This window comes from Streptomyces blattellae (genome assembly GCF_009709555.1).
In the GTDB taxonomy this organism is placed as follows: domain Bacteria; phylum Actinomycetota; class Actinomycetes; order Streptomycetales; family Streptomycetaceae; genus Streptomyces; species Streptomyces blattellae.
On sequence record NZ_WJBG01000134.1, the window covers coordinates 1 to 23,504 of the forward strand.

Consider the following 23,504-nt stretch of genomic DNA (forward strand, 5'->3'; position numbering starts at 1 on the left):
CTGAGGGGCCTCGCGTTCCACGGACAGGGATGCGACTGTTTACTTCAGGCGACGATTCGCAACTTCACATGTTCGGCGTGGACTTCTCGCGGAGGGCGATAGCCGACGGCTGAGTGAAGGCGCTTGCGATTGTACCAGAATTCGATGTACCGGGTGATGTCATGCCGGGCGGCCTCGCGAGTCAAGTACGTTACCCGCGACACTCGTTCGTTCTTCAGGGCCCCGAAGAACGACTCCGCCATGGCGTTGTCGAAACAGATCCCGGTACGCCCGGCCGACCGGCGAAGTCTCAACCCCTCGAGAACCTTTGCGTACTCGGCGGACATGTAGTTGCTGCCCCGGTCGGAGTGAAATATGGCACCCTTCGAGAGCTTCCTGTTCCGTGCCGCCTTACGGATGGCCCGGGATATCAATGGCGTCTGGTAGTGGTCGTCCATGGCATAGCCGATGACCTCTTTGGTGCAGCAGTCGATAACGGTTGCCAGATACAGCCAGCCCTCGCCGGTGGGAATGTAAGTGATGTCACCGACGAGTTTTTCACCGGGTGCCTCGGCGGTGAAGTCGCGGCCCACGAGGTCCGGCACCGGACCGGGTGCCGCCTGGGTGAGAGACCACTGCTTCGGCCGCGGCTGGCAGGGCACCAGGCCCAGCTCGCGCATCAGCTGGCGGACCAGCTCCGGGCCGGCGGCGACGCCCCAGCGCAGCAGCTGCGCGTGGACGCGCCGATAGCCATAGGTGCCGTCGGACATGTCGAACGCCTTCTTGATGAGCAGCCGCAGTTCCTCGCGCCGCTGGGCGGTCGCGGAATCGGGCCGGTTTCTCCAGTCGTAGTAGCCGGACTTGGACACGCCGAGTTTTCTGCACATGAACTCGACGGAGTACGCGCACTCCGCGTTGTCGAGCCGCATCGAATCGATGAACTCGTACTTGCTCGCTACCGGGGATCCTTCGCGAAGTACGCTGCGGCTTTTTTCAGGAAGGCGTTCTCCTGCTCAAGCTCTCGGTTCCGGCGTCGCAGCTCCTTCAATTCGGCACGCTCGTCCACCGGCAGCGGCCCAGCCTGCTGTCCGTGCTCGCGCTCATGCTGGCGCACCCAGGTGCGGAGCGTCTCGGGATTCACGTTGAGTTCCCGGGCGACATGAGCGACCGGCTTGCTGGATTTCAAAGCCAGTTGGACCGCTTCTTCACGGAACTCCGGCGAGTACGGACTTGGACGTGCCACTTGCTTCTTCCCTCGATTCCTTACAGGACAACCCTATTGGGTCCCTGTCCGGGATCTTCGGGGCCCCTCAAACCGCCCCGTCAACAGCTACCAGCACAAACACATCCACATCTGGGGCTGCGGAGGCATCGGATCCTGGACCGCCGAGTTCATCGCACGCGCCGGAGCCGCACGCATCACCCTGTGCGACCCCAGCGTCGTCACCGGCGGGCTGCTCGTCCGGCAGAACTTCCTCGAGACCGACCTCGGCGCGGCCAAGGCCGCCGCGCTCGCTGACCGGCTTCGTAACATCGACGACAGCCTGACCGTCGACATCGCCGAGGGCCTCCTCCCCGAGGACGCCGAACAGATCATGAACCAGGCCGACCTCGTGATCGACGCCACGGTCAGCCTGGCCATCGGGCAATGCCTCGATGTCCTCGCACGCACACCCAACCGCAAGGCAACCCTCGCCCAGATCGCCACAGACACACGCACCGGGACACTTGGCATCCTCACCGTCTGCGCACCGGGAACCCTCCAAGGCCCCCACAGCTTGGACTCCCTGGCTGGCCCCTCGGTACTCGACGACCACCAACTCGAGCTGTACCACGCCCTGTGGCAAGAAGCAGAGCCCGACGACGAACTCGTACCGACCCGCGGCTGCTCCGTTCCCACCTTCCACGGATCCTCTGCCGACCTCGCCGCCGTCGCCGCCACGCTCACCACGTTTCTCGGCATGCAGCTGGCCGGGTCGAAATCAGGAACCCATCTGGTCGCTCTTCCGCACGCCCGCAGCGGACCGCATCATCACTACGTCCCCCATGTCCCCTAGCCCGGCCGGTGCGGCCAGACCAAGCGCCCATACCCCATACTTCCGCTGCACGGCACCACAGCAACAGACCCGGTGTCCCCGAACCAAGACACGCGAGACGCACAACCCCCGCCTGCGCCAAGAGGAGTCGACCTGTGGCACGCAAGTCCATCCCCGACGTCGAGCGGCTCAAGGTCTGGGTCCGCGCCGGCGGACGATGCGAGCTTTGCGGAACCTACCTTCTTGAGGGAAAACTCACGTATCAGGACTTCACCCTCGGAGAGCTCGCCCACATCGTGGGACAGGACGCAACGCCGAAGTCACCGCGCGGCATGGACCCCCTTCCGAAGGATCAGCGCGACCTGGCTGACAACCTCATGCTGCTGTGCCGCGGCGAGCATAACGAAATCGACCGCAAGGGCTCTCTCGACGTCATGACGGTCGAACGGCTCCGGCGCATCAAGCGCGATCGGGAGGAGTGGATCCGACGGCTAACTGCTCTTAACCCGGAAACCGGCACCGTGGTAATCCGGCTGATCGGACAAGTCCGCAGCCAGGAAGTCGAACTCACCAAGCCCACTGCCGCCGAGGCCGTCATCCGCTCCGAAGAGCGATTCCCCGACTTCCCCCTCAGCCTGCACGGCGACGGCTTCGAGATCGATCTACGACGCATACCAGGTGAGAAGGCCGGCGGGCCAGCGTACTGGGAGCAGTGCCAGCAGCAAATCGATCGGGTCCTGGAACACAAACTGGCGGAAGCGCTGCGTGAGGACTCAGTGCACCACGTGAGTGCCTTCGCCTTCGCCCGCTTGCCACTGCTTGCCTATTTCGGCTCCCGCTTGGACGACACATTCACCGTCTCCATCTATCAACGGCACCGCAGCACGGAATCCTGGTCCTGGCCCGACACGACGGACCCGATGGTGCGCTTCGTCACCGAGCCGCCTCTCTCTCCTGCCCCTGACGCCCCTGACGGAGTACTGATGTTGAACATCTCCGGATCGATCCAGGCAGAAGAGCTACCCCAACAGCTTGCCCTGCTTCCGCGCTGGACGATTCACCCGCACGACGTCACCCCGTCCGTCGACGTAATCAATTCCGTTCCCACGCTCAACGAGTTCACCTCGGTGCTCCGGCAACTACTCTCCGAGCTGGAGGCCAACCACAAGAACCTACGACGACTGCACGTAGTGGCAGCTATTCCCGTTTCGGCTGCAGTGACGCTCGGCCGTGTCCACGATGCCAATGTTCACCCCGACCTGGTCATCTACGACCGCACCGCCGGCCAGTACACGGCAGCGTTGCGCATCTCTTGACGATCACGCACAAGGCGGCGAAGACCTGCCCCAGGCAATGATGGCTCTGTGCCCCAACTGCCATGCGATCAAGCCCCGCAGCACCGTGACCGCCGAGTTCCGCCAACGGTTGCGTAAGCGACTACGGCTCCACAAGGGCAGCACTTGCCTAACCCCGTGCTGCTCCTGGGTCGTCGTCGCGAGAGTGCACCGGTCGCGGCATGTCGGCGACGCTTGAAATGTGAGCCGATTCCGGCGGGTGAAAAGTGACCCCCCGCTGCGTCAGTTGATGTTGGTCATTCCCCGGTGTTGGCGGCGGGAACCCGTCCGAGGTCGCGGCCGCGCATGCGGTAGCTGTCGCCCTTCAGCGAGATGACCTCGGCGTGGTGGACGAGGCGGTCGATCATCGCGGCGGCGACGGTGTCGTCGCCGAAGACCTCGCCCCAGCGCCCGAAGGGCTTGTTGCTGGTCACGATCACCGAGGCGCGTTCGTAGCGGCCCGAGATGAACTGGAAGAACAGGTTCGCGGCCTCGGGCTCGAAGGGGATGTATCCCACCTCGTCGACCACGATCAGCGGGATCCGTCCCAGCCGGGTCAACTCGTCGCTCAGACGCCCTGCTTGATGGGCTTCGGCGAGGCGGGTGACCCACTGGGCGGCGGTGCCGAAGGCGACCCGGTGGCCGGCCTGGCAGGCCCGGATGCCCAGGCCGGTGGCGAGGTGGGTCTTGCCGGTTCCGGGCGGTCCCAGGAAGATCACATTCTCCTTTCCGGCGACGAAGTCCAGCGTCCCCAGATGGGCGATGACCTCGCGTTTCACGGACCGCTGGTGGTCGAAGTCGAAGTCCTCCAGCGACTTGCGAGAGGGAAAACGAGCTGCCCGGATGCGGCCCTCGGCGCCGTGGGAGTCACGGGCGGCGACCTCCCGCTGCAGGCATGCGGCCAGATACTCCTCGTGGCTCCAGCCCTCGTGGCGAGCCCGCTCGGCGAGCCGGGCTGCCGCATCCCGCAGGGCCGGAGCCTTCAGCGCCTTGGTCAGATAGATCAGTTCGGAGCCGACGTCGCGGCTGGTCCTGGCCTGGTTCGTGCCGTTCTTCGTGCTCATCACGCTGCCCCTTCACCCGTGCTCAGCCCGCCGTCGATGACGCCGAAGATCCGGTCGTAGGTGTCCAGCGACCGCTCCTCGACCTCCGTCACGTCCACCGGCGCCGGTTTCGTGCCGGCGGCCGCCTTGCGGGCGGCCGCGGCAGCGGCCGCGTGGTCCGGGTCGGTGATGGTCTGGTGGCGGGCCCAGCTGCGGGCATGGCGGGCGACCTCGACGCCGTCGCAGGTCACCAAGACCTGGTCCAGGTCGGCGGCGACCTCGACGCGACGGCCGACGGCCAGCGGATGCACCGAGTAGTCGCAGGTGTCCAGGCGGACGTAGTGGTCTCGGGGCAGCCGCAGAGATGCCTTCCACCAGCCCGGCGGGGCGATCGGCGGCAGGGCGAGCATGCGAGAGCGGTCGGCCTCCAACCGGTCCGCTGGGCGGGCCTGCAAGGTGCGGTGGATGCGCCGGTTGGCCCTGGTCAGCCAGTCGGCGAGCTGGATGTTGAAGTCGGCCGGCGAAGTGAACACCCGCCCGGGCAGGAACGACGTCTCGAGATAGCCGTTGGCCCGCTCGACCAGGCCCTTGGACTCGGGATCCCGCGGCTTGCAGAGCAGGAACTTGATGCCCAGCAGTCCGGCGAACGCAGCGAACTCGTCTGTGAGTTGGGGTCCGCCGGACCGCCAGGAGCCGACGGCTCCCTCGTTGTCCCAGACCAGCACCCGTGGGACGGCGCCCAGCTCTGTCAGCAGCCGCCAGTGCCCGGCGATCAGGTCGGCCGCCGACCTGGAGGGCAGCATCCGAGCGGTGATCCACCGCGAGTAGCCCGCGACCATGACCAGCACCGGCGGCCGCCCGACCTGGCCGAAGCCGAGCGGGATGTCGGCCGGCGGGAACCACAGGTCACACTGGCCGATCTCGCCCGGCTCATAGACCGTTCGCGAGGCCGGATCCGCAGGCCGATAAGCCGGCCGCAGGTCCCGGACCCGGTCCTTGAGCACGGTCAGACCGCGGTCCCAGCCGATCCGCTCGGCGATCACAGTCGCCGGCATCTCAGGCCACTGCTCGAGCAGTTCACGAATCTGCGGCTCGACCGCGTCCACGATCGAGCCCTTCGGAGCCCGCTGATACTTCGGCGGCGCGTCGTCCGCGATCGCCCTGCGGACAGTGTTCCTCGCGATCCCCAGCTTCCTCGCGATCGCCCGAACCGGCATCTGCTCGGCCCGGTGAAGCCGACGGATCTCCGCCCAGTCCTCCACGCTGATCACCACTCCTCCCGGCCTGACTCAACGAGCCAGACCCCTGGAGGGGGTCAACTTTCAAGCGCCACCCGTGGTCCACTTTTCAGCCGTCGCCGACAGCGGCAAACCGTCGCGTCCCCTCGCAGGATTGACGCCTCCTACAGCCCGCGAAGCCCGGTCGCCTCTCAAGCCCCTATAGCGGGGGCCTACAGGAAGGCGGCTAAACTGCATTGTGGCACCACTTCCTGGCCCCCCGGTCAGGTTCCGGGTTGCGGGCAGCGTCCGGCAACGAGCGGCGTGTAGCGATGCCACCCGCCTACCAGACCAGCAAAGCAATGCGGCCGCGCGATGAAGAGGGAGAAGTCCTCGGCGGTGACGCGTGAGAGGCTGGCGACCGCCGTCTCCGGCAATGCCGCGGCGGGCGCTCCAATGCTGCAGACATCTCCAAAGGCGTTGAGATTTGCAGGGGTGAAGGATACGGCCTGGTTGGTCGAGAAAGTTCCCGGGCCGCATGCTGCGAATCGGCCATAACACGCGCGTCGTCTCCGTGGCCTTGTTTCGGGTGCTCGAGAGAGGAGGACCCGAGTGCAACGGTGCTCACGGCGGACACGGAAACCCACCTACTCAGAAGCCCCGCCGGGCAGCACCTGCAGGGCTTCTCGTCGCACTCCGCTCTCACACAGCCCCTATGAGCGGGGTGCTGGTTGTAGCTGTTTGACCAGGTGGAAGACCTCGCGGGCCGCGTAGCGTTTGAGGCAACGGACGATTTCGCGCCGGGTCTTGCCCTCCTTGATCCGGCGCTCGTAGTAGTCCTGAGTGCGCGGGTCGACCCGCAGACGGGTGAACACGATGCGGTGGAGCGCGGCGTTGGCCTGACGGTCGCCGCCGCAGTTGAGCCGACGGTAGTTTCGCCGTCCCGAGGAACGCTCGACCGGGCTGACTCCGCACAGCGCGGCGAACGACGCCTCACTGTCCAGCCGCTCCGGGTTGTCCCCCATCGTGATCAGCAGAGCGACCGCCGTGTCCGGACCGATCCCCACGACGTCGAGCAACTGCGGGGCGTGCCGTTCCACAAGCCGGCCAAGACGAGCCTCCACATCCCGAATCTCCTCGGAGAGCCGGCCGATCCGGTGAGCCAGCAGGCCCAGCGTGATCCGGGTGGCCTGCACCACCGACTCGGCGCCGACCTCCTCGCGCCCACGCGCATCGGTGAACTGCATGCAGGTACGGAAGAGTTCGGCATTGCCCAGTCCGGCCAGTTCCTCCCGCAAGACGGGATCGGCAGTGACGAGGACGGCCTTGAGCTGGTTGATGGCCTGCGTGCGGGCTTTGACGGCCGACGTCTGAGTTTGTACATTCTCGCGATCTGCACCGGTCCGTCGCCCGTTTTGGCCCGGGCACGGGCCCGCCCGCTCAACACGGCTCGCGCCGCGTTCTGGGCATCGAGCGGATCCGACTTGCCACGCCGACGACGATCCGCACGGTCCATCCGATTCACGTCAAACACGTCCACGCCCTGGGCCAGAAGATAGCGGGACAACGACGCTCCGTAAGAGCCGGTCCCCTCCACTCCGGCCCGCCTCACGGTTCCCCACTTCCTGGCGCGCTTCAGCAGATCACGGGAGCCGGCCGCGGTGGCCGGGAACTCATCGGTGGCAAGGACTGCCCCCGATACGGAGAGCACTGCAGCCACGTGGACATCCCGATGCGTATCCACTCCCAGCACCACCTCCCCCGCAGGGCGGCGACGGGTTCGCGGAGCCGACGACGTACTGGGCACGGTCGAACTGGACATGCCCGTTCCGTTCCCCCCTTCCGGTGCGATGACGTGTCGCGTTGCCGGTACCGGGCCGCGTCAGACGGTCAGAATCGTGAGGACGCCACAACAATCGGCAGGCCCCTATCGGGACACACCCCGCCAGCCCGGCACCGACAACGCACCATCTCCGGCCAACGGCCGACACCGTGTGATCGAGACACTTCGGTCAGAGAAATCATGAGTCAGACCACGGACCCGGGACAGCACCCATCCATCCTCCCGCTCCCTATCCCTCTACCGCTCAGGAACCGTAGGACATGCTCAATCCCCTTCACGCAACACCCCAAACCGGATCCCGGCCGAGCACAACAGGACACAAAGGCAAGCAGTGCGATCAGGGGTAGCGACCTGGGCGCCGACCTCGCCGTCTACCTCACCGATGGCCTCGAGCTGGTCGTCCAGCCTGGCCTGGCACTGGCCCTGGATCAGTCACATCACCGCCGACCTCAACCGACTCGCCCAGCTGGCGGACCACAGCCGACCGACGGATCCCCCGTCCCTTCGACGGCGCCTCAACACCCGGAGCAGTGGAACCCGGCGCCACCGGAGGCGGCACTCGGGCCAAGGTCCTGCCCAGCCTCAGCGCACGACGGGGTCGGCAGAAAGAAGATCGACTACGACCAGTTCTCCGATCCCCTCAACTCCGACGACAGCCCCGGTGCCGCCTCGCGCAGTCCCCTGGTGGTCCCGCACCACGGGCGGCTGCGGGCGGGCTACGGTGGATGAGATGTTACGAATGAGCCATAAAGGCACGATCACACCGGAACGTCCGGTCGGCATGGGAGGGCTCCGTGCCTATGCCCGTTGCCCGGAGGTCCCCCCGATGCCTGCTGCCCCGCGCGAGCCTTCGGTCTTCCTCGGACTGCTGCCCTGGCCGGAACGCGTACAGGTGGCCCGGGCCCTGCGAACGGAGACGGTCGGCGGCCTGGTGCTGCTGATCGCCGCCCTGGTGGCGCTGGTGTGGGCGAACACGCCGTGGCGCGGGAGCTACGAGGCGCTGCGCGACGTCCACTTCGGGATAGCGGCACTCGGGCTGGATCTGTCGGTGCAGCACTGGACCGCCGACGGGCTGCTCACCGTCTTCTTCCTGGTCGCGGGGATCGAGCTCAAACGCGAACTCGTGGCCGGCCAGCTGCGCACCTCGGCCACCGCGGTCCTGCCGGTGGTCGCCGCGGTGTGCGGCATGGTGGTGCCCGCGGCGATCTACCTGGCCACGGCCGCTGCCAGTGGCGGCCGTGCCGGCGGCTGGGCGGTGCCGATGGCGACCGACATCGCCTTCGCACTCGCGGTCCTCGCTGTGCTCAGCACCCACCTGCCGACCGCGTTGCGGGCCTTCCTGCTCACCCTGGCGGTCGTCGACGACCTGGGCGCAATCCTGGTCATCGCGTTGTTCTTCACCAGCCGCCTGAACCCGGCAGCCCTCGGAGGGGCCGTCGGCGGGCTGGTCGTCTTCTACCTGCTGCAACGGTTCAGGGTGCGCGGATGGTGGTGGTACGTGCCCTTGGCCGTGGTCATCTGGGCGCTGATGTACAACGGCGGAGTGCACGCCACCGTGGCCGGGGTGGCGATGGGACTGATCCTTCGCTGCGCCCGCGACCAGGGTACGGGGGAGGATGCCTCGCCCGGGGAGCGCACCGAGTACCTGCTGCGTCCGGTGTCAGCCGGTGTCGCCGTCCCCCTGTTCGCCCTGTTGGCCGCCGGGGTGAGCATCTCCGTTCCCGTGCTGGGCCAGGTGTTCACCCGTCCCGAGCCGCTGGGCGTGGTGCTTGGCCTGGTTGTCGGCAAGGCCGTGGGGATCTTCGCGGGAACCTACCTCGCCGCCCGGTACACCCGGGCCCGGCTCAACCCCGACCTGGCCTGGGCCGACGTCTTCGCCCTCGCGGTTCTCGCCGGAATCGGGTTCACCGTCGCCCTGCTCATCGGCGAGGTGGCCTTCGCCGACCCGGCTGACACCGAGCGGATCAAGGCCGCCGTACTGGTCGGCTCACTGCTCGCCGCCGGCATCGCCGCCCTGCTGGTCAAACGCCGTAACAGCATCTACCGCAGGCTGTGGGAGGCGGAGCACCTCGACGAGGACGCCGACGGCATCCCCGACATCTACCAGCGCGGCACGGGCCCGATCCGTGCCCGGCGCCGCCGGTGACGGCCGAGGACCGACAGCCCGACGCAGGAGACCGGCCACACCCGGTGACCGTAGGCGCACACCAGCCACCGGCGCGCGCCTGCGCGGCTGATGGCCGACGAGGAAGGCGACTGGCGACGTCACCGACGCCCGAAGCGCGGAGGGGGCGTGGGAGACGGACGGCGGGGCCTGGGCACCACCGCCGCACTCCCGCCACCGAGCGCGACGGCCCTTGCCCTCGGGCCGAGGGAGCCGAGGCCACGGAGACCGCTCACCATGGCAGCGATACTCGCCATGACCGCGGCCCGGTCGCAATGAGCCGGAACCGCCCTGATCCGCCTCTCAGTAAAATGCCTGCTCACGAGGACGTCCCGGGGCCTCGGAGCGGCGTAGAGTGAAACGACCGGGAGTACTTCGCACACCGGCCGCCACGGCGGTGTCATTCCCGGCGAGCAGCAACACCGGCCTCCAGGAGGAGGCCCGGGGACAGGTCCGTGTCATGACCGCGACCATCGAACCTACGATCATCAAAGAGCGCCTGCCCTCGGCGTCGGCCCGGCTGTCCCTGGCCCCGACCGGCTCAGGTCCAGGTCTCCTGGACGGTGCCTGGTGGCCCCGCTCCCGTGATCTCCTCCGGGAGATACCCACTCTGACGCACGCCCTGGACGCGTGTTGGGGCCGGATCACACGCGTCACCGTGAACCCGGCCCACTGGCCCGTCATCCCGCGCAGGGTCCCCGTCACGGGGCACACGGTGCATGTCGGCTGGTTCGCCGACGAGCAGGACCCCAACAAAGTGATCCTCCTCTCCTACACGGTGGGCCGCCTGGACCTGCTGGTGATCCCTCCGGAGACGGAGCCGGCCGCCGCCGCCCGGCTGATGGCAGCAGCAACCGTTCCGGGAGGTATCCGTACGGCCAGCGGTCTGATGGCAGACGAGGCCATGAGCCACGACGCGGCGGAGACTCGGGGCCGGGAAGAGGAATGGGAGACCGACGGCGGAGCCGCTTCGGCGGCCGCAGCCGCGTCGGGGTCTTGAGTTCCGCCCTGTGGAGGTGAGGATGTGGAGACAGCCGTCACCGTCGCCGTGATCATCTTCGTCATCATCGTGGGAATGTTCCTGATCCACCGGCTCAACGCGCAGCATGACGAAAGGATCGCCGCGTTCCGCTACAGCGACGCCCTACCGGGAATCGGTCGGCGGAACCGTAAGAGCCCATGTGCGACCGCGCCGAAGGGTTCTCCTGCCGACGCCACCCGCCGTGAGCGTCGAGACGGGAGCCGCTGATGACGCAGACCGCTTCCAGCCGGGGGTGGGTATGGGGCGACGGCCGTCACACCCACCGGCACGCCGCCCTGATCCACACCGTCGTGAATGAGCGGGGCGCTCCTGGCTGTTGACCAGCCAGTCCTCCCGGGACGATCACACACAGCCGGACGAAATCTGAGGAGATGACCGTCAGCGGGGGAAGGAGGATACCGCCCCAGACGTACGGGTTTCCGTCGGTGCCGACACGAGAGGCAGGCGGCCATGGCGACATTGCACGAGCGGCAGCACTACCGCGAGGCGATCATGAAGACCCTGTACGAGGCCATGGAAGGCAATCGCCTCCTCGGCCTCACCGGGGCGCAGCTGCGCGAGGATCTCGCCATGCCCGAGGAGGACCTGGCCGCCGCCTGCACCTACCTGGCGGCCGAGGGGCTGATCCAGGTCGACTGGGCGCGAGGAAACACACCCGCGATGGTCACACTGACGCACAAGGGAATCCAGCTCATGGAGGCCAAAGAGAAGGACAGTGACTGACACGGCCCAGGCCGCCCGCAGGGCTCCGGCCCGTCACATGACGGCCATGTCCTCCCATATGACTGAAATGGCGTGCCGGGCCTACCCTGGTGAGTGGGTCGGCGCACGCTCACGTGCAATGACCCGGAAGGGCGGCCCCGGTGTGTATACGCCGGGGCCGTTGCGTCACCGGCATGCCACAGGGAGAAGGTGTGATCCACTCGGCCGATCTCCATGAGTGACGCAAATGCGACGTTGTCGAACCGAAGGGCCGAGAGATGCGCCGTCTACGTGGACGGCGGACAGTGACTGGCCCGCCGCTGATGCCGGGAGGCTGACGTGGTGCTGTTTCTTCTGCTGCTCATCGTGGCGGTTGCGCTCGGCGTCATCGGGGCGCTCGGCAGGGACACGCTCTACCTGCTGATCATCGGGGTGATGGTGCTCATCGCGGACCTTGTCCTTCTCAGAACGCGGATGGGGCGCCGCCGCAGGCCCCGCGTCCGGTAAGGCGGTCCGACCGGCCACCCAACCCGCCCCTCTGCGTGGGGTGCCACCGGGGCCTGGCGCAAGGCCCAACATCGTCTCGCATGCCACTTGCCTGAGCGACGTCGGGCAATCGCCGTTAGCGTGAAGAAGAGGCACGACAGGCTGCCTGCGCCTCGGAAAGAGGTGACCGAAGATGACGGACACCGGACTGCCGAACCGGCCCGAAACCCCTCACGCGGGATCATTGGGCGAGCGCGGCGGGAAGAGTGCGGGGGTGCCGCACGGAAGCGATCCGGGATCGCGTGGCCGTACAACGATCGCCGACGGTGTGGTGGCGAAGATCGCCGGGATGGCGGCCCGGGATGTGCCGGGCGTCCATGCGATGGGTGGTGGATTCGCCCGTGGCATGGGGGCCATGCGTGAACGTATGCCCGGTGTCGGCGGGAAGTCCGTCACCAGCGGGGTGAAGGTCGAGGTGGGCGAGGTACAGACCGCGGTCGACCTGGAGATCGTCGTCGAGTACGGCGTCTCCATCATCGATGTCGCGGGCGACGTCAGAGAGAACGTGATCGCTGCCATCGAGCGGATGACCGGTCTGGAAGTTGTCGAGGTCAACATCGCGGTCGGCGATGTGCATGTGTTCGACGAGGACGAGGAACAACCGGAGCGGCGGCTCGAGTAATCGCTTGCCGGAGCCGAAGCGCGCAAGGAGCGCGCGCCTCCCGTCCTTGCTTGCCTGCCATGGGGGGTGATCGCTCGTCAGAACGGCGGTCGTCGGATCCACCTCACCGCGGCCCATCCCGGCACCCGCACCGGACCAGCCCGAGGACCACGGCGGCTGATCGCTCTCACACCTCCGGCACTGCCCGGTCGGTGCCGGTGTCGATGAGGATCTGTTCGGCCTGCGTGACGTTGCCGGCGCGCACGGCCTCGGCCATCGCGGCGCGCGCAGCGTCGGGCGTCGCGTGCGGCGGGACCACGAGCAGGGAGAAGAGATCCTGCTCGCCACGGGTGATGAGGACGGTGTCGTCACCGACCGGGAAGGAGTCGATGTGCACGACTCGGTCATCGATGACCAGCCTCGTCGGCAGTGCTTCCCAGGCACCGGCGTCCAGGCCGACACGTGTGACCGGCCCGAGGTACTCGGCCAGGGCGGCGATCAGGGCGGGGAGCTCTGCGGCGATGTCGCGGGACCGCGGCCACCATGCTCCGTCGAGAACACCCCGGCGGTCGTGCGTAGTCTCCAGTCGTACGACAGCCGTCCCGGGTTTCAGGGCCTGGTGGACGGCGTCCGGCAGGAGCCTGGTCACACGCGGGGAGCCGGAGTCGGACATCGCACTCGCCTGCCTGCCTGTGAGGAAAACGGAGTGACTTCCTTGCTTCACGGTACTCCGCGGCCCACATCGGCCGGGACGCTCGCCGGTCACACCCGAGGGCCACGGGGCATGCCGGAGTAGAGTGAAAGATCGGTCCGCTCATCTGTGCCCGAACGACGAGGTCGCCATGCAGCCCACGGAAACACCCCCGGACGGGCACGCCGAGGTACGTATCGTCGCGGCCTCCCCCGAGGTCGCCCGTCGCGTCGCCGAGGTTCTCCGCCAGTGCTTCGCCGCCACCGAGCAGCGCAGCTATCCCGCGGACACCGAGGGAGGGACCCGCCTCCAGCTCACCGTGGACACCACCCGCCCGGCAGAACCGGCACGGTCCTGGCTGGAGACGAGCCGCTCCTCGGAGGACGACCGCCGACGGAAGTGAGCCGACGTCCGGGAGCGGTCCGTTCGCCCGGCTGATGGCCGCCGCGAGCGCGAACACCGGCCCGCCAATGACCGCGACCGCCCTCGTGACGGCGGAACAGGCCGGCGGAACTTCCTCGTCGTACGAGGCCACCACCGGCCCGCCCGGCCGACTGGTGGTGGGGATGTGACAGTCGTCGCCCTGGCCGTGGGTGCCCTGATGATTCGTCGGGCAGTCCGTGGTGGGCCGGATCAGACGTGACCACTTGCCGCGGCCGCCATGAGCGGTTCCGCGGCCTCCTCGGTCGTATCCGGAGGGACGACCAGCAGGTCCCAGCGCCCCCGGCCGGGGGCGAGCAAGACGATCGTGTGTGGGGCGGATGCCGCCACGGTCCTGCTCAGTCGTACGACCTGGTTGAAGACGAGCATCCGGCCGGGCACCGCAGACCATGTCGCCCCGTTGACGGTGACGCTCGTGATGTGGCCCCACGCGCGCGGCAATCCGGCGAGCAGCCGGGGAAGTTCGGCGAGCAGGTCGTACGAACGGGGCCACCACGCTCCGTCGATGGGCTGGGGCATACCGCCGTGGGGAGCCAGGCGCAGGCGGAGAAGGGGATGGGGGGGAGGAGGGGGTTGCAGCGCGGTGGTCATAAAAGCTCCTGTCAACTGCCGTGCGGCGGAGGAGGTGAGTGACCGGTGTCAGGCGCGGCGGGCGGCCACGCGGTCCGGAGTGGGCCAGCGCACGTCGTACACCCAGCCGAGGCGTTCCAGGAGGCGGATGACGGCGGCGGAGGGGTCGAGCTGGCCGCGGTCTACGCCGTGGCGGGCGCTGGTGGGGTCGGCGTGGTGGAGGTTGTGCCAGCTCTCGCCGAACGACAGCAGGGCGAGGGGCCACAGGTTCGTGGCCCGGTCGTGGCGCCGGGTACGGAACGGGCGCTCACCGATCAGGTGACAGAGGGAGTTCACGCTCCAGGTGACGTGGTGGAGCAGCGCGATGCGCACAAGTCCCGCCCACAGCAGGGCGGTCACGCCGTACAGCCACGTACCGCCGATGGCCCAGCCCACCGCGAACGGCAGGGCGAGCGTGAGGACGCACAGCGCCGGGAAGGCGCGGGCGACGGCGCGGATGTCGCGGTCGGCCAGCAGGTCGGGAGCGTACCGGTCGGCGGGTGTGCGGTCGTTGCGGAACAGCCAGCCGACGTGCGCGTGCAGCAGCCCACGCAACTGGCCGCGCAGATGCGCGCCATAGCGGTACGGGGAGTGCGGATCGCCGGGCCGGTCGGTGAAGGCGTGATGGCGGCGGTGGGTGGCGACCCAGCCGATGACGTCGCCCTGGAAGCTCATCGAACCGGCCACCGCGAGCGCGATCCGCACGGGACGGACGGCCCGGTAGCCGCCGTGGGTGAGGCCGCGGTGGAAGCCGACCGTGACGCCCAGACCGGTGATCGTGTAGAGGACGAGCGCGAGGACGATGTCGGCGGGATGGATGAGGCGTCCCCACAGCAGCCAGCCGGCCAGGCCGATTGCCACGAACGGCAGGAGGACGATCACCGCCGTCACCGTGACGTACAGCCGCTCACCTCCGTCGCGCGCGGGCGCCGGGCCGTCAGGTGGGAACGGAGACGTCCCGTCGTAACCCTGGGGCGGCGGGGCGGGGTTTGACGGTGTGCCCGTCGCGGACGTGATCGGACTGTGCGGCATACGTTGCTCCTCGGCCCTGGATGCGTATGACGCGGCCGGGGACACGGGCTGCCCCTGTGATGGGGAGTCGCGAGGACGGGCCGGTTCGGACACCGGCATACGAAGAGACCTCGCTTTCTCCAACCGTACTCCCTCACGCTACGAAACGAGGCAGGCCGGATCGCGTGGCCACCGCGTTGACACGGACCGTCGAGGGCCATGCCACTCCCGAACACGGCGAAGCATGCCGCCCACCCGCCTCGCCCAGACTCCGCGGGAACCCACCTCCTGGACAACAGCGAGGCTGGCCATGATGCTTTCACGGACCATCAGGAACCAGGCGCAGCCGATGAAGGGCAGGATCACGGCAGAACTCGGCCGGGTCACCCGCAACAGGCGACTGCAACGCCGAGGCAGGATTGACCGGGTCTCCGGAAGCCTGAAACGGGCCGTCGAGAAGACCAAGAGCGCCTTCGGGCGGAACGGAAGCGGCACTCGATGATGTACGACCAGACACGCGCCCAGCAGCCCGCGGGCCAGACCCGGGGCCCCGCCGAACGCCGTGCCCCAGGCCCGGAGCCGCTGCTCCCGTCGACCGAAAGGGACAAGATCGTCCAGCGCCTCCGGCACGCCTTCAACACCTTCGCCGACACTCCGCGCGAGGCGCTGGAAGAGGCCGAGAACGCCTACGACGAAGCCACCGCCCAGCTCGTGAACGCCCTCGCGGAACGGCGGCGTCTCCTGCGCGCCGGGTGGCAGGATCAGGCCCCCGGAACACAGTCCGACGAACTCCGGCACGCGCTGAGCCAGTACCGGGAGATCACCCAGCGGCTGCTCCAGCTCTAGGCGGCCGCATACTCCGCGCTGCGGCGGAACGCGGAGTAGTGTGGACAGTACCGAGGGCATTTCGCACACCGGCTTCCACGCCGGGTCGTTCTCGGCGAAAGATGAAACCCGGGCCCGCCGCAGAGGCGGCCCGGAGACGGGTCCGCACCATGTCGGCGACCTTGCACCCAACCCTGCCGCACCACGAGCCCGTCGCAGCCCCGGCCGCGCGTCTCGCACTGAAGACCGACGGCACCTCCCGCGGACTCCTGGACGGTGCCTGGTGGCCCCGCTCCCGGGATCTGCTGAGCGAACTGCCGGCACTCACCGACGTGTTGGACCCCTTGTGGGGCCGCATCACCCGCATCGCCGTCAACCCGAAGCACTGGCCGGTCATCCCCCGCAAGGTTCCCGTGGACGGCCACATCGTCAAGGTCGGCTGGTTCACCCCGGAGATCGACCCGCACAAACTGCTGCTGCTCTCCTACGGCACCAGCCGCTGGGATCTCCTGGTCATCCCGCCCGAGACCGGGGCGGAGTCGGCGGCCCGGCTGATGGCTGCCGCGTCCGACTACGACGGCCCGCCACTGACCGCGAGCGTGCTCATCGCCGCGGACGAGGCCCGGCACGGCGTCTTGGCGGCCGACCAGCCACTGGACCCGGACGAGGCATGGGAGTACGAGGGCGGCGCCTCCGCGGTGTCAGCGGCCGTTCCCCACCAGACCGGTCCGCCCGGCCGGGCCAGCCGACTGATCATCGGTATGTGAGGTGGCCGCCATGAACGTCTTCCTGACAGCCGTCGCCTTCGTGGTCCTCATCGCAGCGGGGGCGTACGTGATCCACCGGCTCAACATCCAGCACTCCGACAGAATCTCCGTGTACCGGTACAGCGCCCCCCTGCCCGGCCGCCGCGGCCGCGGCACGCCGCAGCCCCCGGTGGGGCCGGACCGGTCCGAGTCGCCGACCGCCGGCGAACGACGGGACCACCGCGACGGGGGCCGCGGCCGCTTCCCGCCGCGCCGCCGCCGTAGCCGTACCACTCACCACAGGTGACCAGCCGGTTTCCCCCCACCGGCCGCGCGCACGGACCGTCGACTCGGCCCGTACCGACGCGGGCGCCCGGGCGCCCGCACCCGGGGCCGTGGACCGCGCGAGGAGCGGCCGGGACCCATGAACCGAGGCATCTGAACCGAGGCGTCATGACTCTTCCGCAGCTGAACATCTACCGGCACGACCGGGGCAGGCGGGCACTGATCACCCTGGCCGGTGAGATCGACCCGGCCACCGCGCCCCAGCTGTGCGCCGCTCTGGAGCGGTGCCTGACTGACGGCATCACCACCATCGACGTAGATCTGACCACCGTCGACCGCTGCGACAGCGGCGGCCTGCGCGTCTTCCTCGACGCGTCGCGGCACGCCGCCGAGACCCACGCGTCCCTGCGGCTGCACTACCCGTCCCCGCAGACCGCACGACTGCTCGCGTACATGGGCTCCGATCCTCTGCTCCTGTGACGGCTCCGGGAGAGATGTCGTGCACAGCGGAACGGAGAGCTGTGTGTTCTGATCATGTGCGACATGCCGTTTTCCGGCGTAATGGGCTGGTCGGGGGGCCGGGCGCGTCACTCTGTGCGGGTTGATCGCGGTCGTGTCAGGAACCCGTGTGTACGGATCACGTGAGCGGGTCGAGCGGAGCGCATTCGCCGTAACCGCAGGACGGACCGAACGTGTCGGTGCTAGCGCTGTTGGTGCGGGCGCTGGTTTCACGGCACGAGGTGAGCATGGACACGGTGGCCGAAGTTTTGACGACGCCGGTGCGGGGGTGCGGAGATGACGGAAGGTGAGCGCCGACCTGACGAGGGCATGCTGGACCGGTCGGAAGGGTTCGGTGAGCGACTGCTGGGGGTGCTGTTGGACCGGGCCCACGAGATGCCGCCGCATCTGATCGGCCCGCTGATCGCGGAAGAGGTGGCCAGGCTCGGTGGCCGCGACGTCTCGATCCTGCTGCAGGACTACGGCCAGCTGGTGTTGGTGCCACTGCCAGGTCGGCGGCTGGTGGTCGGCGAGCCCGAGCCGATCGATGACTCTCCCGCCGGCACGGCCTTTCTACACGCGACCACTGCCGAGGTGCCGAGGGCCGACGGCGTCCGGATGTACCTGCCGTTGCTGGACGGCAGCGACCAGGTGGGCGTGATGGCCCTCACCCTGGACAGCGTCGATGACAACGACCGGCGGCTGCTGCGCAGGCTCGCCGGCCTGGTCGCCGACATGCTGGTCACCAAGCACAGCTACACCGATCAGTTCTTCCGCGCCCGGCGCCGTGAACCGATGAGCGTGGCCGCGGAAATCCAGTGGTCCCTGCTGCCGCCGCTGGCGATGTCCGTCCCGCAGGTCGCGGTGGCCGGGATCCTGGAGCCCGCCTACGACGTCGCAGGCGACAGCTTCGACTACGCCCTCAACGAGGACATCCTGCACGTGGCCATGGTCGATGCGATGGGCCACGGCCTGGACGCCGCCACGATGGCGACCGTCGCCGTCGGGGCCTACCGGCACGCCAGACGTGCCGACATCGGCCTGTCCGAGATCTACACGTTCATGGACCGGGCCATCGCCGAGCAGTTCGGGCCCGACCACTTCGTCACCGCCCAGATGATGCGTCTGAACATCACGACGGGCCACCTGCAGTGGGTCAACGCGGGCCACCCCGCACCGCTGCTGATCCGCGACCACCAGGTCGTCCGGCAGCTGGCAGGCCCGACCACCTTGCCCGTCGGCTTCGGCGGTGAAGAGCCCCGGATCAGTCGGCAGATGCTCCAACGCGGCGACCGAGTGCTGTGCTTCACCGACGGCCTGATCGAGGAGCACGAAGCCGGCGAAGAACAATTCGGCGAAGAACAACTCATCCACTGGGTCAACCGCATCGAACACACGGAGGGAGTACGAGCGGTGGTGCGCTCACTCTCTCACGCCCTCAAGCAGCAACGGGGCGGCCGCACCACCGACGACGCGACCCTCTTCTTGATCGAATGGCGCGGCGGCGCCGCCGAACACCTCGCCCTCCTGGAGTGAGCCGACCACCGCACCACCAAGGATCCGCCGCCGCCGTGGCCGGGCGTTTTCAGCGGGCCGGGCGCCGAGGGGAGCGCCACATGGAGCGGGCCGCCAGGTAGAGCAGATCGGCGATGAGGAGTAGTACGCCGGCGGACAACAGATAGAGCATGCCGTCGATGGCCGCGCCGATGACGATCAGCGCGATGCCGGCGATGAGCAGGGTCAGGAAGAGGACCATGGCGGGATGCCTCCCTGGGAAGGAGCCGCGCGGGATCTGCGTGGCCTCTCGAGTACGGCGGGACACGCTGTGACTCTCCGCGGTGTCGCGTCGGCCGAGGAGTGGTACGTGCGGGCCCGACACACAGGCCGCTATCAGTAGTGGCGGCGTCCGCCGACGGCGTACCCCCCCGACCCCGGGGTCCGCGGGATGAGGCCAACGACGTCCAGGCGATCCCGGATGGTCTCCAGGATGGAGGGGCCGAAACGCTCGGGGTCCAGGAATCCGTGACGCCTCGGAGCCGGTATGCCCATGGGAGTTCGGCCCAGGGATCTTATGCGGCGCGTTGGGCGTGGTGGCGGACTTCCTTGAGTCGGACCTTCGAGGGGAGGCGGTCCAGGCCGGCCGAGTCCCGCGCGTGCGTGAGTGCTTCCCGGCTCAGTTGCCCCAGAGTCCGCGCTGGATCCGCATGAGGCTCCAGCAACAGCCGCACGCGGGCGGTGGGAGCCCTACGTCGGCCCGTCAGCCGTACATGAGCCCGCGAGACCCCGTCCAGGGCCTGCGCCTCTTCCTCGATCACGTCCTCCAGCGTGCGGCCGTCGAGTCGGGCCGCCGCGCCGTCCTCGCTGTCGACGCGGATCCCGCCCAGGCGGTGTCTGCGCTGTGCGAGGAGCCACCACAGCAGCAGGGCCAGCAGCACGGCGAGCACCGCGATGACGGTCGGCCACCACCAGCCTTCCTCCCGCCACCGGGTGCGTCCCTCGGTGCCCAGCACCACGTCGTCCGGCCCGCGGAAGGGCCACCAGCCCGGCATGCCGAAGTCCCAGCGGCGCGGCAGGTCCAGCCCGCCCAGCAGCACGCCGCCGCCCAGGGCGAACAGTCCAAGGCCGAGAAGCCCCAGCAGCACCCGGTTAACTGTCTTGAGCATCGGATCACCTCAGCCCTTCTTCGGACGCCGGACGCGCACGGTCAGCGTGGGTTGCCGGGCGAGACCCAAGGACGTCACGGCTTCGCCCAGCGTGGCGTCCAGATCCGCGCGGACCTCCTCGAGTTCGCGGAAATGGGCGCGCGCCCGGGCTTTGACCTTCCGGCGGCCGACAGCGACCCGTGCCGACTGGACACCGGGCACCTGCACGGCCCGGTCGCGCAGAACCAGGGCGGCCGCGCGGCGGTCGAGCCCGGCGCGGACCTCCCCTGTCCCGGGGATACCGGTGGGCTGCCGCATGGGCAGCAGCCTGCGCAGTCCCGGCGTTACCGCCAGCAGGAACAGCCACAGGCCGAGGGCCATCGCCACCGCGGCCCCGACGATCACCCAGACGTCATCCAGTGGCCGTGTGGCCAGTTCCTCGGCGAGCCGCCGCCGCCAGCGCATCGCAGACCGGCCTGCCCGGACCGAGACCACGTCGTACAGGAGCAATCCGATGGCCGCAGCGGACAGCAGGGCCACCACGGCCGCGGGAATCCGCCGCATCGACCAGAAACGGCGCGTCGACCGGCCTGGTTCATCGATTGCCGCCGTCGCGCCCGAGCCCGTCCCCGGGGTGCCATCGGCGGACGGAGCTGCCTGTCCGGGTTCGGGGGGAAGGTCCCTGTCACCGGTCGGCTGCCGCCAGGTGTTCGCGCTCATCTCACCCTCTCCTGGTCCGTGTGACGCGTATGCCGAGTGCAGCCTCTCGACCGACACCGCAAGGTCGGACACCTCCATGCCGGCCCATGTCCTGAGCCGTTCGGTAACCTCCCGGCGCACCGCGGCGCACTGCGCCCCGATGTCGGACGGATAGCCGAGCTCGACGGTGATGCGCATCCGTGCCTCGCCGAGCGCCGCCTGCCGTCCGGGGGCAGACTCGGCGTCTCGTCCTGCGGTATCCCGCTCCGGTGCTCGCCGCACGGAAGTGGTCACGCGTGGCGTCCGGCGGCCGGGTGGTACGTGGCCGACCGACTCGGTGAACCGGCTCAGCGCCTCGCGCGCCGCGTGGGAAGCGATCTTCACAACGACCCGGTCGGCGATGGTGATCGCACCGCGCTCCCCGCGGGGAATGCCCGGACGCTGATTGGCTTCACCGGTCACTGCCGCCAGTCTCCCCGTGCCCGGCGCCGGTCATCGCGGATCCGCTCCTGCCGGTCCCGGCGGCGGACGAAGTCGCCCGGTTCGAGATCGCCTTCCATGAACCGCCCGACCACGAGTCCGACGACGCCCAGCCCCAGCACCAGCAGGAAGGCCCAGAAGTCACCGAAGTACGCGGCGAAACCCAGCGCCATTCCGGCCATCAAGCCCACCACGGCCCTGCTCATCACGCGCTCCTTCACTCAAGCGGGCTGCTCCGCCCCCGGCTACTGGATCCGCTGCCGCTCCTCCCCTTCGTCCTCCTCGTCGGGGAGCTTCACGTCGCTGACCATGATGTTGACTTCCACGACTTCCCGGCCCGCCATCCGCTCCACCGCGGAGATCACGTTCTCCCGCACCTCACCGGCCACGTCCGTGATGGAGACGCCGTAGTCGACGACGATCTCCAGATCGATGGCCGCCTGCTTCTCTCCGACCTCGACACTGACCCCGCGCGTGGCGGACTTGCCACTGCCGGCACCGGGCATCCGCTCCCGCATGGATCCCATCGAGCGCGCGAATCCGCTGCCCAGGGCATAGACGCCGCGCACGTCGCGTGCCGCCATTCCGGCGATCTTCTCCACCACCACATCGGCGATGGTCGTCCGGCCACGAGAACCGGGCGCACCGCGATACTTTGCGCCGGTGTTCTCGGTCATCAAGGCATTCCTCCCTTGAGAAGCCCACCTTGAACCTTTAGTCCCGATTGTATTCTCATTAGTGGTTTTGCCTGATCTGTGGACTGTGAGGCGGGGTGGCCCACAAGCGGCACGAGCGTCCCTGCCCGGAGCCCTCGCCGACGCTCCGGGCGTAGTTGCGGCAGGAAGAGGAGCGCGGCCAAGGCAGAAAGAGGGTGAGAGGCCCGTGAGAACCGAGGGATGGACGCAGGCAGTACGCAACACCTCGACCTGGGCCGGCTGCTCCCGCTCGGCGGGCCCGGCGACGGGACATGGATCACCGAACAAGCGGCCGTCCGGGTCCTCGGGCTCGCGGCCTCCGAGATCCCCGGTGTCCGGCTGGAGTCTCTGCGCATCGGGTCGGCACCGCTCGAGCCCGTGTCCGAGCCGGCCGTCCGTCCGCCGGCCAGCGCGCTACCGCCTGGCCCGCTCAGGATCGAGGCCGCATTCACGGCACGCCTCGGGCAGCCGCTGCCTGAGACCGCCGAACAGTTGAGGAGCGCACTGCTCAACGCGGCCGCCGAACGTCTCGGCCTGGCCACCGTGACAGCTGACCTGCGCGTCACGGAACTTCACGACGGCCCGGAGACGGGCGTGAAGTCGCGGACCGCAGCAAGGGCGGTGAGGCCCGCGCCGGACACCGCAGCCACTCGAAGCTCGCCCACGGTGACCGGAACAGGATCCATGCGGGGGCCCGTCCGGGAACTGGCCGACGTCGCGGCGGGTGTTCCGGGCGTCGCCCGCCTCACCGCCGCGCTGGGAAGCCGCCCGGTCAAGGTGGAGGACCATGACGATCCACCCGGCCGCCACATCGAGGTCCAGCTCGCGGTCTCCCGCGGCCACCATCCGCTGGAAGTCGCCCGCGCCGTCCGGGCCGCCGTAGCCGACGCAGCCACCACCGACACATCCGGCCCGGCCACCACCGCCGTCCTCATCACAGAAACCGCAGCCTAGCCAGGCGTCAACGGCAGCTCGACACGTTGGGCCTGGCCCGGTCCCGCTTCTCCGGCCTCGCCCTCGGGCGCAGGCCACACCACGGCCACCGCCTGGCCCGAACGCACAGGCCCCCCTCGGCCTTGCCATTTCTACTGTCGGCGCCCCAGCACTCTCCGGATCAGCAGGAAGGCCGCAACGGCGATCAGGGCCATCCCCATGAGGATCACGAGGACCCCGACGACGACCAGGACCGTCCCAAGCAGGATCAGAAGCGCCCCGATGATGAGAAGAAACATCGCGAGAACGGTCACGGTCGCCTCCTGTCCCCCCTCCGACTCTGGCCCTTTCCGACCCTCCATCGCAAACACATCCGGACAAATAAACAAATGTCATTCCCTCGGCAGTGCCCGCCTGCTGAGGTCCGGCCCATTCACGAGCC

26 protein-coding genes and 2 pseudogenes are annotated in these 23,504 nt (G+C 68.7%); 15 read left to right on the plus strand and 13 right to left on the minus strand.

Annotated elements, in window-relative coordinates; genetic code table 11:
- Positions 1-44 precede the first annotated feature (44 nt).
- Positions 45-1,222 (minus strand): IS3 family transposase gene (locus GFH49_RS13865; protein ID WP_155056154.1). Its coding sequence is split into 2 segments (ribosomal slippage): positions 45-961 and positions 961-1,222, totalling 1,179 coding nucleotides; the frame shifts between segments, so codons are not numbered across the junction.
- On the opposite strand from GFH49_RS13865, the gene GFH49_RS13870 reads away from it, so the two are divergent.
- Both GFH49_RS13870 and GFH49_RS13875 read left to right on the plus strand, forming a co-directional pair.
- The gene (locus tag GFH49_RS13870) at positions 1,152-2,036 is read left to right on the plus strand and encodes a ThiF family adenylyltransferase (protein WP_230396282.1); all 885 of its coding nucleotides are present in this window, start codon (positions 1,152-1,154) and stop codon (positions 2,034-2,036) included. The genes GFH49_RS13865 and GFH49_RS13870 overlap by 71 nt on opposite strands.
- 134 nt (positions 2,037-2,170) lie before the next feature.
- A complete protein-coding gene (locus GFH49_RS13875; protein ID WP_155056180.1) occupies positions 2,171-3,331 on the plus strand; it encodes an HNH endonuclease in 1,161 nt (386 codons plus the stop codon).
- Positions 3,332-3,606: 275 nt separating this feature from the next.
- Here GFH49_RS13875 and istB read toward each other — a convergent pair whose 3' ends face one another.
- The 3 genes and pseudogenes from istB to GFH49_RS41720 all read right to left on the minus strand — a co-directional run bounded on the left by istB (position 3,607) and on the right by GFH49_RS41720 (position 7,416).
- Positions 3,607-4,413, minus strand: a complete 807-nt coding sequence (gene istB / locus GFH49_RS13880) for an IS21-like element helper ATPase IstB (protein WP_155056181.1) — start codon at positions 4,411-4,413, stop codon at positions 3,607-3,609.
- Complete coding sequence (gene istA / locus GFH49_RS13885) at positions 4,413-5,663, minus strand: IS21 family transposase (protein ID WP_155056182.1); 1,251 nt, start codon at positions 5,661-5,663, stop codon at positions 4,413-4,415. The genes istB and istA overlap by 1 nt, the downstream gene beginning before the upstream one ends.
- Before the next feature lie 659 nt (positions 5,664-6,322).
- Positions 6,323-7,416 (minus strand): annotated as a pseudogene (locus GFH49_RS41720) (IS110 family RNA-guided transposase).
- Between the two features lie 862 nt (positions 7,417-8,278).
- Here GFH49_RS41720 and nhaA point away from each other — a divergent pair.
- From nhaA to GFH49_RS13915, 6 genes are all read left to right on the plus strand, one after another.
- Positions 8,279-9,598, plus strand: coding sequence for a Na+/H+ antiporter NhaA (gene nhaA, locus GFH49_RS13895; protein WP_155056183.1), 1,320 nt, complete (start codon positions 8,279-8,281; stop codon positions 9,596-9,598).
- Between the two features lie 478 nt (positions 9,599-10,076).
- On the plus strand, positions 10,077-10,616 hold the full coding sequence (locus GFH49_RS13900; RefSeq protein WP_155056184.1) for a DUF5994 family protein: 540 nt from the start codon (positions 10,077-10,079) through the stop codon (positions 10,614-10,616).
- A gap of 24 nt (positions 10,617-10,640) precedes the next feature.
- Complete coding sequence (locus tag GFH49_RS13905) at positions 10,641-10,865, plus strand: hypothetical protein (protein ID WP_155056185.1); 225 nt, start codon at positions 10,641-10,643, stop codon at positions 10,863-10,865.
- 243 nt (positions 10,866-11,108) lie between these two features.
- Positions 11,109-11,381 carry a hypothetical protein gene (locus tag GFH49_RS13910; protein WP_155056186.1) on the plus strand — a complete coding sequence of 91 codons (273 nt, stop codon included), beginning with the start codon at positions 11,109-11,111 and terminating at the stop codon, positions 11,379-11,381.
- A 318-nt stretch (positions 11,382-11,699) separates the two neighbouring features.
- The gene (locus tag GFH49_RS39345) at positions 11,700-11,867 is read left to right on the plus strand and encodes a hypothetical protein (protein WP_171117910.1); all 168 of its coding nucleotides are present in this window, start codon (positions 11,700-11,702) and stop codon (positions 11,865-11,867) included.
- Between the two features lie 172 nt (positions 11,868-12,039).
- Positions 12,040-12,528 carry an Asp23/Gls24 family envelope stress response protein gene (locus GFH49_RS13915; protein ID WP_155056187.1) on the plus strand — a complete coding sequence of 163 codons (489 nt, stop codon included), beginning with the start codon at positions 12,040-12,042 and terminating at the stop codon, positions 12,526-12,528.
- A gap of 166 nt (positions 12,529-12,694) precedes the next feature.
- On the opposite strand, the gene GFH49_RS13920 is transcribed toward GFH49_RS13915, so the two are convergent.
- The gene (locus GFH49_RS13920) at positions 12,695-13,180 is read right to left on the minus strand and encodes a DUF5994 family protein (protein ID WP_155056188.1); all 486 of its coding nucleotides are present in this window, start codon (positions 13,178-13,180) and stop codon (positions 12,695-12,697) included.
- A gap of 169 nt (positions 13,181-13,349) precedes the next feature.
- On the opposite strand from GFH49_RS13920, the gene GFH49_RS13925 reads away from it, so the two are divergent.
- A complete protein-coding gene (locus GFH49_RS13925; RefSeq protein ID WP_155056189.1) occupies positions 13,350-13,601 on the plus strand; it encodes a hypothetical protein in 252 nt (83 codons plus the stop codon).
- Positions 13,602-13,831: 230 nt separating this feature from the next.
- Here GFH49_RS13925 and GFH49_RS13930 read toward each other — a convergent pair whose 3' ends face one another.
- Together GFH49_RS13930 and GFH49_RS13935 are read right to left on the minus strand one after the other, a co-directional pair.
- Complete coding sequence (locus tag GFH49_RS13930; RefSeq protein ID WP_155056190.1) at positions 13,832-14,230, minus strand: DUF5994 family protein; 399 nt, start codon at positions 14,228-14,230, stop codon at positions 13,832-13,834.
- Positions 14,231-14,278: 48 nt separating this feature from the next.
- Positions 14,279-15,280: an acyl-CoA desaturase gene (locus GFH49_RS13935; RefSeq protein WP_155056191.1), complete on the minus strand. Its 1,002-nt coding sequence runs from the start codon at positions 15,278-15,280 to the stop codon at positions 14,279-14,281.
- A gap of 477 nt (positions 15,281-15,757) precedes the next feature.
- On the opposite strand from GFH49_RS13935, the gene GFH49_RS13940 reads away from it, so the two are divergent.
- The 5 genes and pseudogenes from GFH49_RS13940 to GFH49_RS13960 all read left to right on the plus strand — a co-directional run bounded on the left by GFH49_RS13940 (position 15,758) and on the right by GFH49_RS13960 (position 19,149).
- On the plus strand, positions 15,758-16,105 hold the full coding sequence (locus GFH49_RS13940; protein WP_155056192.1) for a hypothetical protein: 348 nt from the start codon (positions 15,758-15,760) through the stop codon (positions 16,103-16,105).
- A 40-nt stretch (positions 16,106-16,145) separates the two neighbouring features.
- A pseudogene (locus GFH49_RS13945) lies at positions 16,146-16,851 on the plus strand (DUF5994 family protein).
- A 10-nt stretch (positions 16,852-16,861) separates the two neighbouring features.
- On the plus strand, positions 16,862-17,137 hold the full coding sequence (locus tag GFH49_RS13950; RefSeq protein ID WP_155056193.1) for a hypothetical protein: 276 nt from the start codon (positions 16,862-16,864) through the stop codon (positions 17,135-17,137).
- Between the two features lie 146 nt (positions 17,138-17,283).
- Positions 17,284-17,595, plus strand: a complete 312-nt coding sequence (locus GFH49_RS13955) for an STAS domain-containing protein (protein ID WP_155056194.1) — start codon at positions 17,284-17,286, stop codon at positions 17,593-17,595.
- A gap of 315 nt (positions 17,596-17,910) precedes the next feature.
- The gene (locus tag GFH49_RS13960) at positions 17,911-19,149 is read left to right on the plus strand and encodes a PP2C family protein-serine/threonine phosphatase (protein WP_155056195.1); all 1,239 of its coding nucleotides are present in this window, start codon (positions 17,911-17,913) and stop codon (positions 19,147-19,149) included.
- Positions 19,150-19,198: 49 nt separating this feature from the next.
- Here the strand turns inward: GFH49_RS13960 and GFH49_RS13965 are convergent, their stop codons facing one another.
- The 5 genes from GFH49_RS13965 to GFH49_RS13990 form a co-directional block, all read right to left on the minus strand.
- A complete protein-coding gene (locus GFH49_RS13965; RefSeq protein WP_155056196.1) occupies positions 19,199-19,435 on the minus strand; it encodes a hypothetical protein in 237 nt (78 codons plus the stop codon).
- Between the two features lie 247 nt (positions 19,436-19,682).
- Entirely contained in the window at positions 19,683-20,276 is a 594-nt protein-coding gene (amaP, locus tag GFH49_RS13970; protein WP_155056197.1) for an alkaline shock response membrane anchor protein AmaP, read from the minus strand.
- Between the two features lie 9 nt (positions 20,277-20,285).
- Positions 20,286-20,975, minus strand: coding sequence for a DUF6286 domain-containing protein (locus tag GFH49_RS13975; protein ID WP_155056198.1), 690 nt, complete (start codon positions 20,973-20,975; stop codon positions 20,286-20,288).
- A gap of 437 nt (positions 20,976-21,412) precedes the next feature.
- Positions 21,413-21,640, minus strand: a complete 228-nt coding sequence (locus GFH49_RS13985; RefSeq protein ID WP_055539113.1) for a hypothetical protein — start codon at positions 21,638-21,640, stop codon at positions 21,413-21,415.
- Positions 21,641-21,679: 39 nt separating this feature from the next.
- The gene (locus GFH49_RS13990) at positions 21,680-22,111 is read right to left on the minus strand and encodes an Asp23/Gls24 family envelope stress response protein (RefSeq protein ID WP_155056199.1); all 432 of its coding nucleotides are present in this window, start codon (positions 22,109-22,111) and stop codon (positions 21,680-21,682) included.
- A 219-nt stretch (positions 22,112-22,330) separates the two neighbouring features.
- Here GFH49_RS13990 and GFH49_RS13995 point away from each other — a divergent pair, with 219 nt between their 5' ends.
- Positions 22,331-23,083, plus strand: a complete 753-nt coding sequence (locus tag GFH49_RS13995) for a hypothetical protein (RefSeq protein WP_155056200.1) — start codon at positions 22,331-22,333, stop codon at positions 23,081-23,083.
- A 131-nt stretch (positions 23,084-23,214) separates the two neighbouring features.
- Here GFH49_RS13995 and GFH49_RS14000 read toward each other — a convergent pair whose 3' ends face one another.
- Entirely contained in the window at positions 23,215-23,376 is a 162-nt protein-coding gene (locus GFH49_RS14000; RefSeq protein ID WP_189894897.1) for a hypothetical protein, read from the minus strand.
- Positions 23,377-23,504 lie beyond the last annotated feature (128 nt).

Excerpts from the sequence above, each read along its gene's own strand:
- GFH49_RS13950 (WP_155056193.1), top strand. The coding sequence starts at position 16,862 with ATGAACGTCTTCCTGACAGCCGTCGCCTTCGTGGTCCTCATCGCAGCG.
- GFH49_RS13920 (WP_155056188.1), bottom strand. The coding sequence starts at position 13,180 with ATGTCCGACTCCGGCTCCCCGCGTGTGACCAGGCTCCTGCCGGACGCC.
- GFH49_RS13900 (WP_155056184.1), top strand. The coding sequence starts at position 10,077 with ATGACCGCGACCATCGAACCTACGATCATCAAAGAGCGCCTGCCCTCG.
- GFH49_RS13915 (WP_155056187.1), top strand. The coding sequence starts at position 12,040 with ATGACGGACACCGGACTGCCGAACCGGCCCGAAACCCCTCACGCGGGA.
- GFH49_RS13910 (WP_155056186.1), top strand. The coding sequence starts at position 11,109 with ATGGCGACATTGCACGAGCGGCAGCACTACCGCGAGGCGATCATGAAG.
- nhaA (WP_155056183.1), top strand. The coding sequence starts at position 8,279 with ATGCCTGCTGCCCCGCGCGAGCCTTCGGTCTTCCTCGGACTGCTGCCC.
- GFH49_RS13935 (WP_155056191.1), bottom strand. The coding sequence starts at position 15,280 with ATGCCGCACAGTCCGATCACGTCCGCGACGGGCACACCGTCAAACCCC.
- GFH49_RS13990 (WP_155056199.1), bottom strand. The coding sequence starts at position 22,111 with ATGACCGAGAACACCGGCGCAAAGTATCGCGGTGCGCCCGGTTCTCGT.
- GFH49_RS13975 (WP_155056198.1), bottom strand. The coding sequence starts at position 20,975 with ATGAGCGCGAACACCTGGCGGCAGCCGACCGGTGACAGGGACCTTCCC.
- GFH49_RS13940 (WP_155056192.1), top strand. The coding sequence starts at position 15,758 with ATGATGTACGACCAGACACGCGCCCAGCAGCCCGCGGGCCAGACCCGG.
- GFH49_RS13955 (WP_155056194.1), top strand. The coding sequence starts at position 17,284 with ATGACTCTTCCGCAGCTGAACATCTACCGGCACGACCGGGGCAGGCGG.
- GFH49_RS13930 (WP_155056190.1), bottom strand. The coding sequence starts at position 14,230 with ATGACCACCGCGCTGCAACCCCCTCCTCCCCCCCATCCCCTTCTCCGC.
- amaP (WP_155056197.1), bottom strand. The coding sequence starts at position 20,276 with ATGCTCAAGACAGTTAACCGGGTGCTGCTGGGGCTTCTCGGCCTTGGA.
- GFH49_RS13925 (WP_155056189.1), top strand. The coding sequence starts at position 13,350 with ATGCAGCCCACGGAAACACCCCCGGACGGGCACGCCGAGGTACGTATC.
- GFH49_RS13960 (WP_155056195.1), top strand. The coding sequence starts at position 17,911 with ATGACGGAAGGTGAGCGCCGACCTGACGAGGGCATGCTGGACCGGTCG.
- GFH49_RS13995 (WP_155056200.1), top strand. The coding sequence starts at position 22,331 with ATGGACGCAGGCAGTACGCAACACCTCGACCTGGGCCGGCTGCTCCCG.
- istB (WP_155056181.1), bottom strand. The coding sequence starts at position 4,413 with ATGAGCACGAAGAACGGCACGAACCAGGCCAGGACCAGCCGCGACGTC.
- GFH49_RS13985 (WP_055539113.1), bottom strand. The coding sequence starts at position 21,640 with ATGAGCAGGGCCGTGGTGGGCTTGATGGCCGGAATGGCGCTGGGTTTC.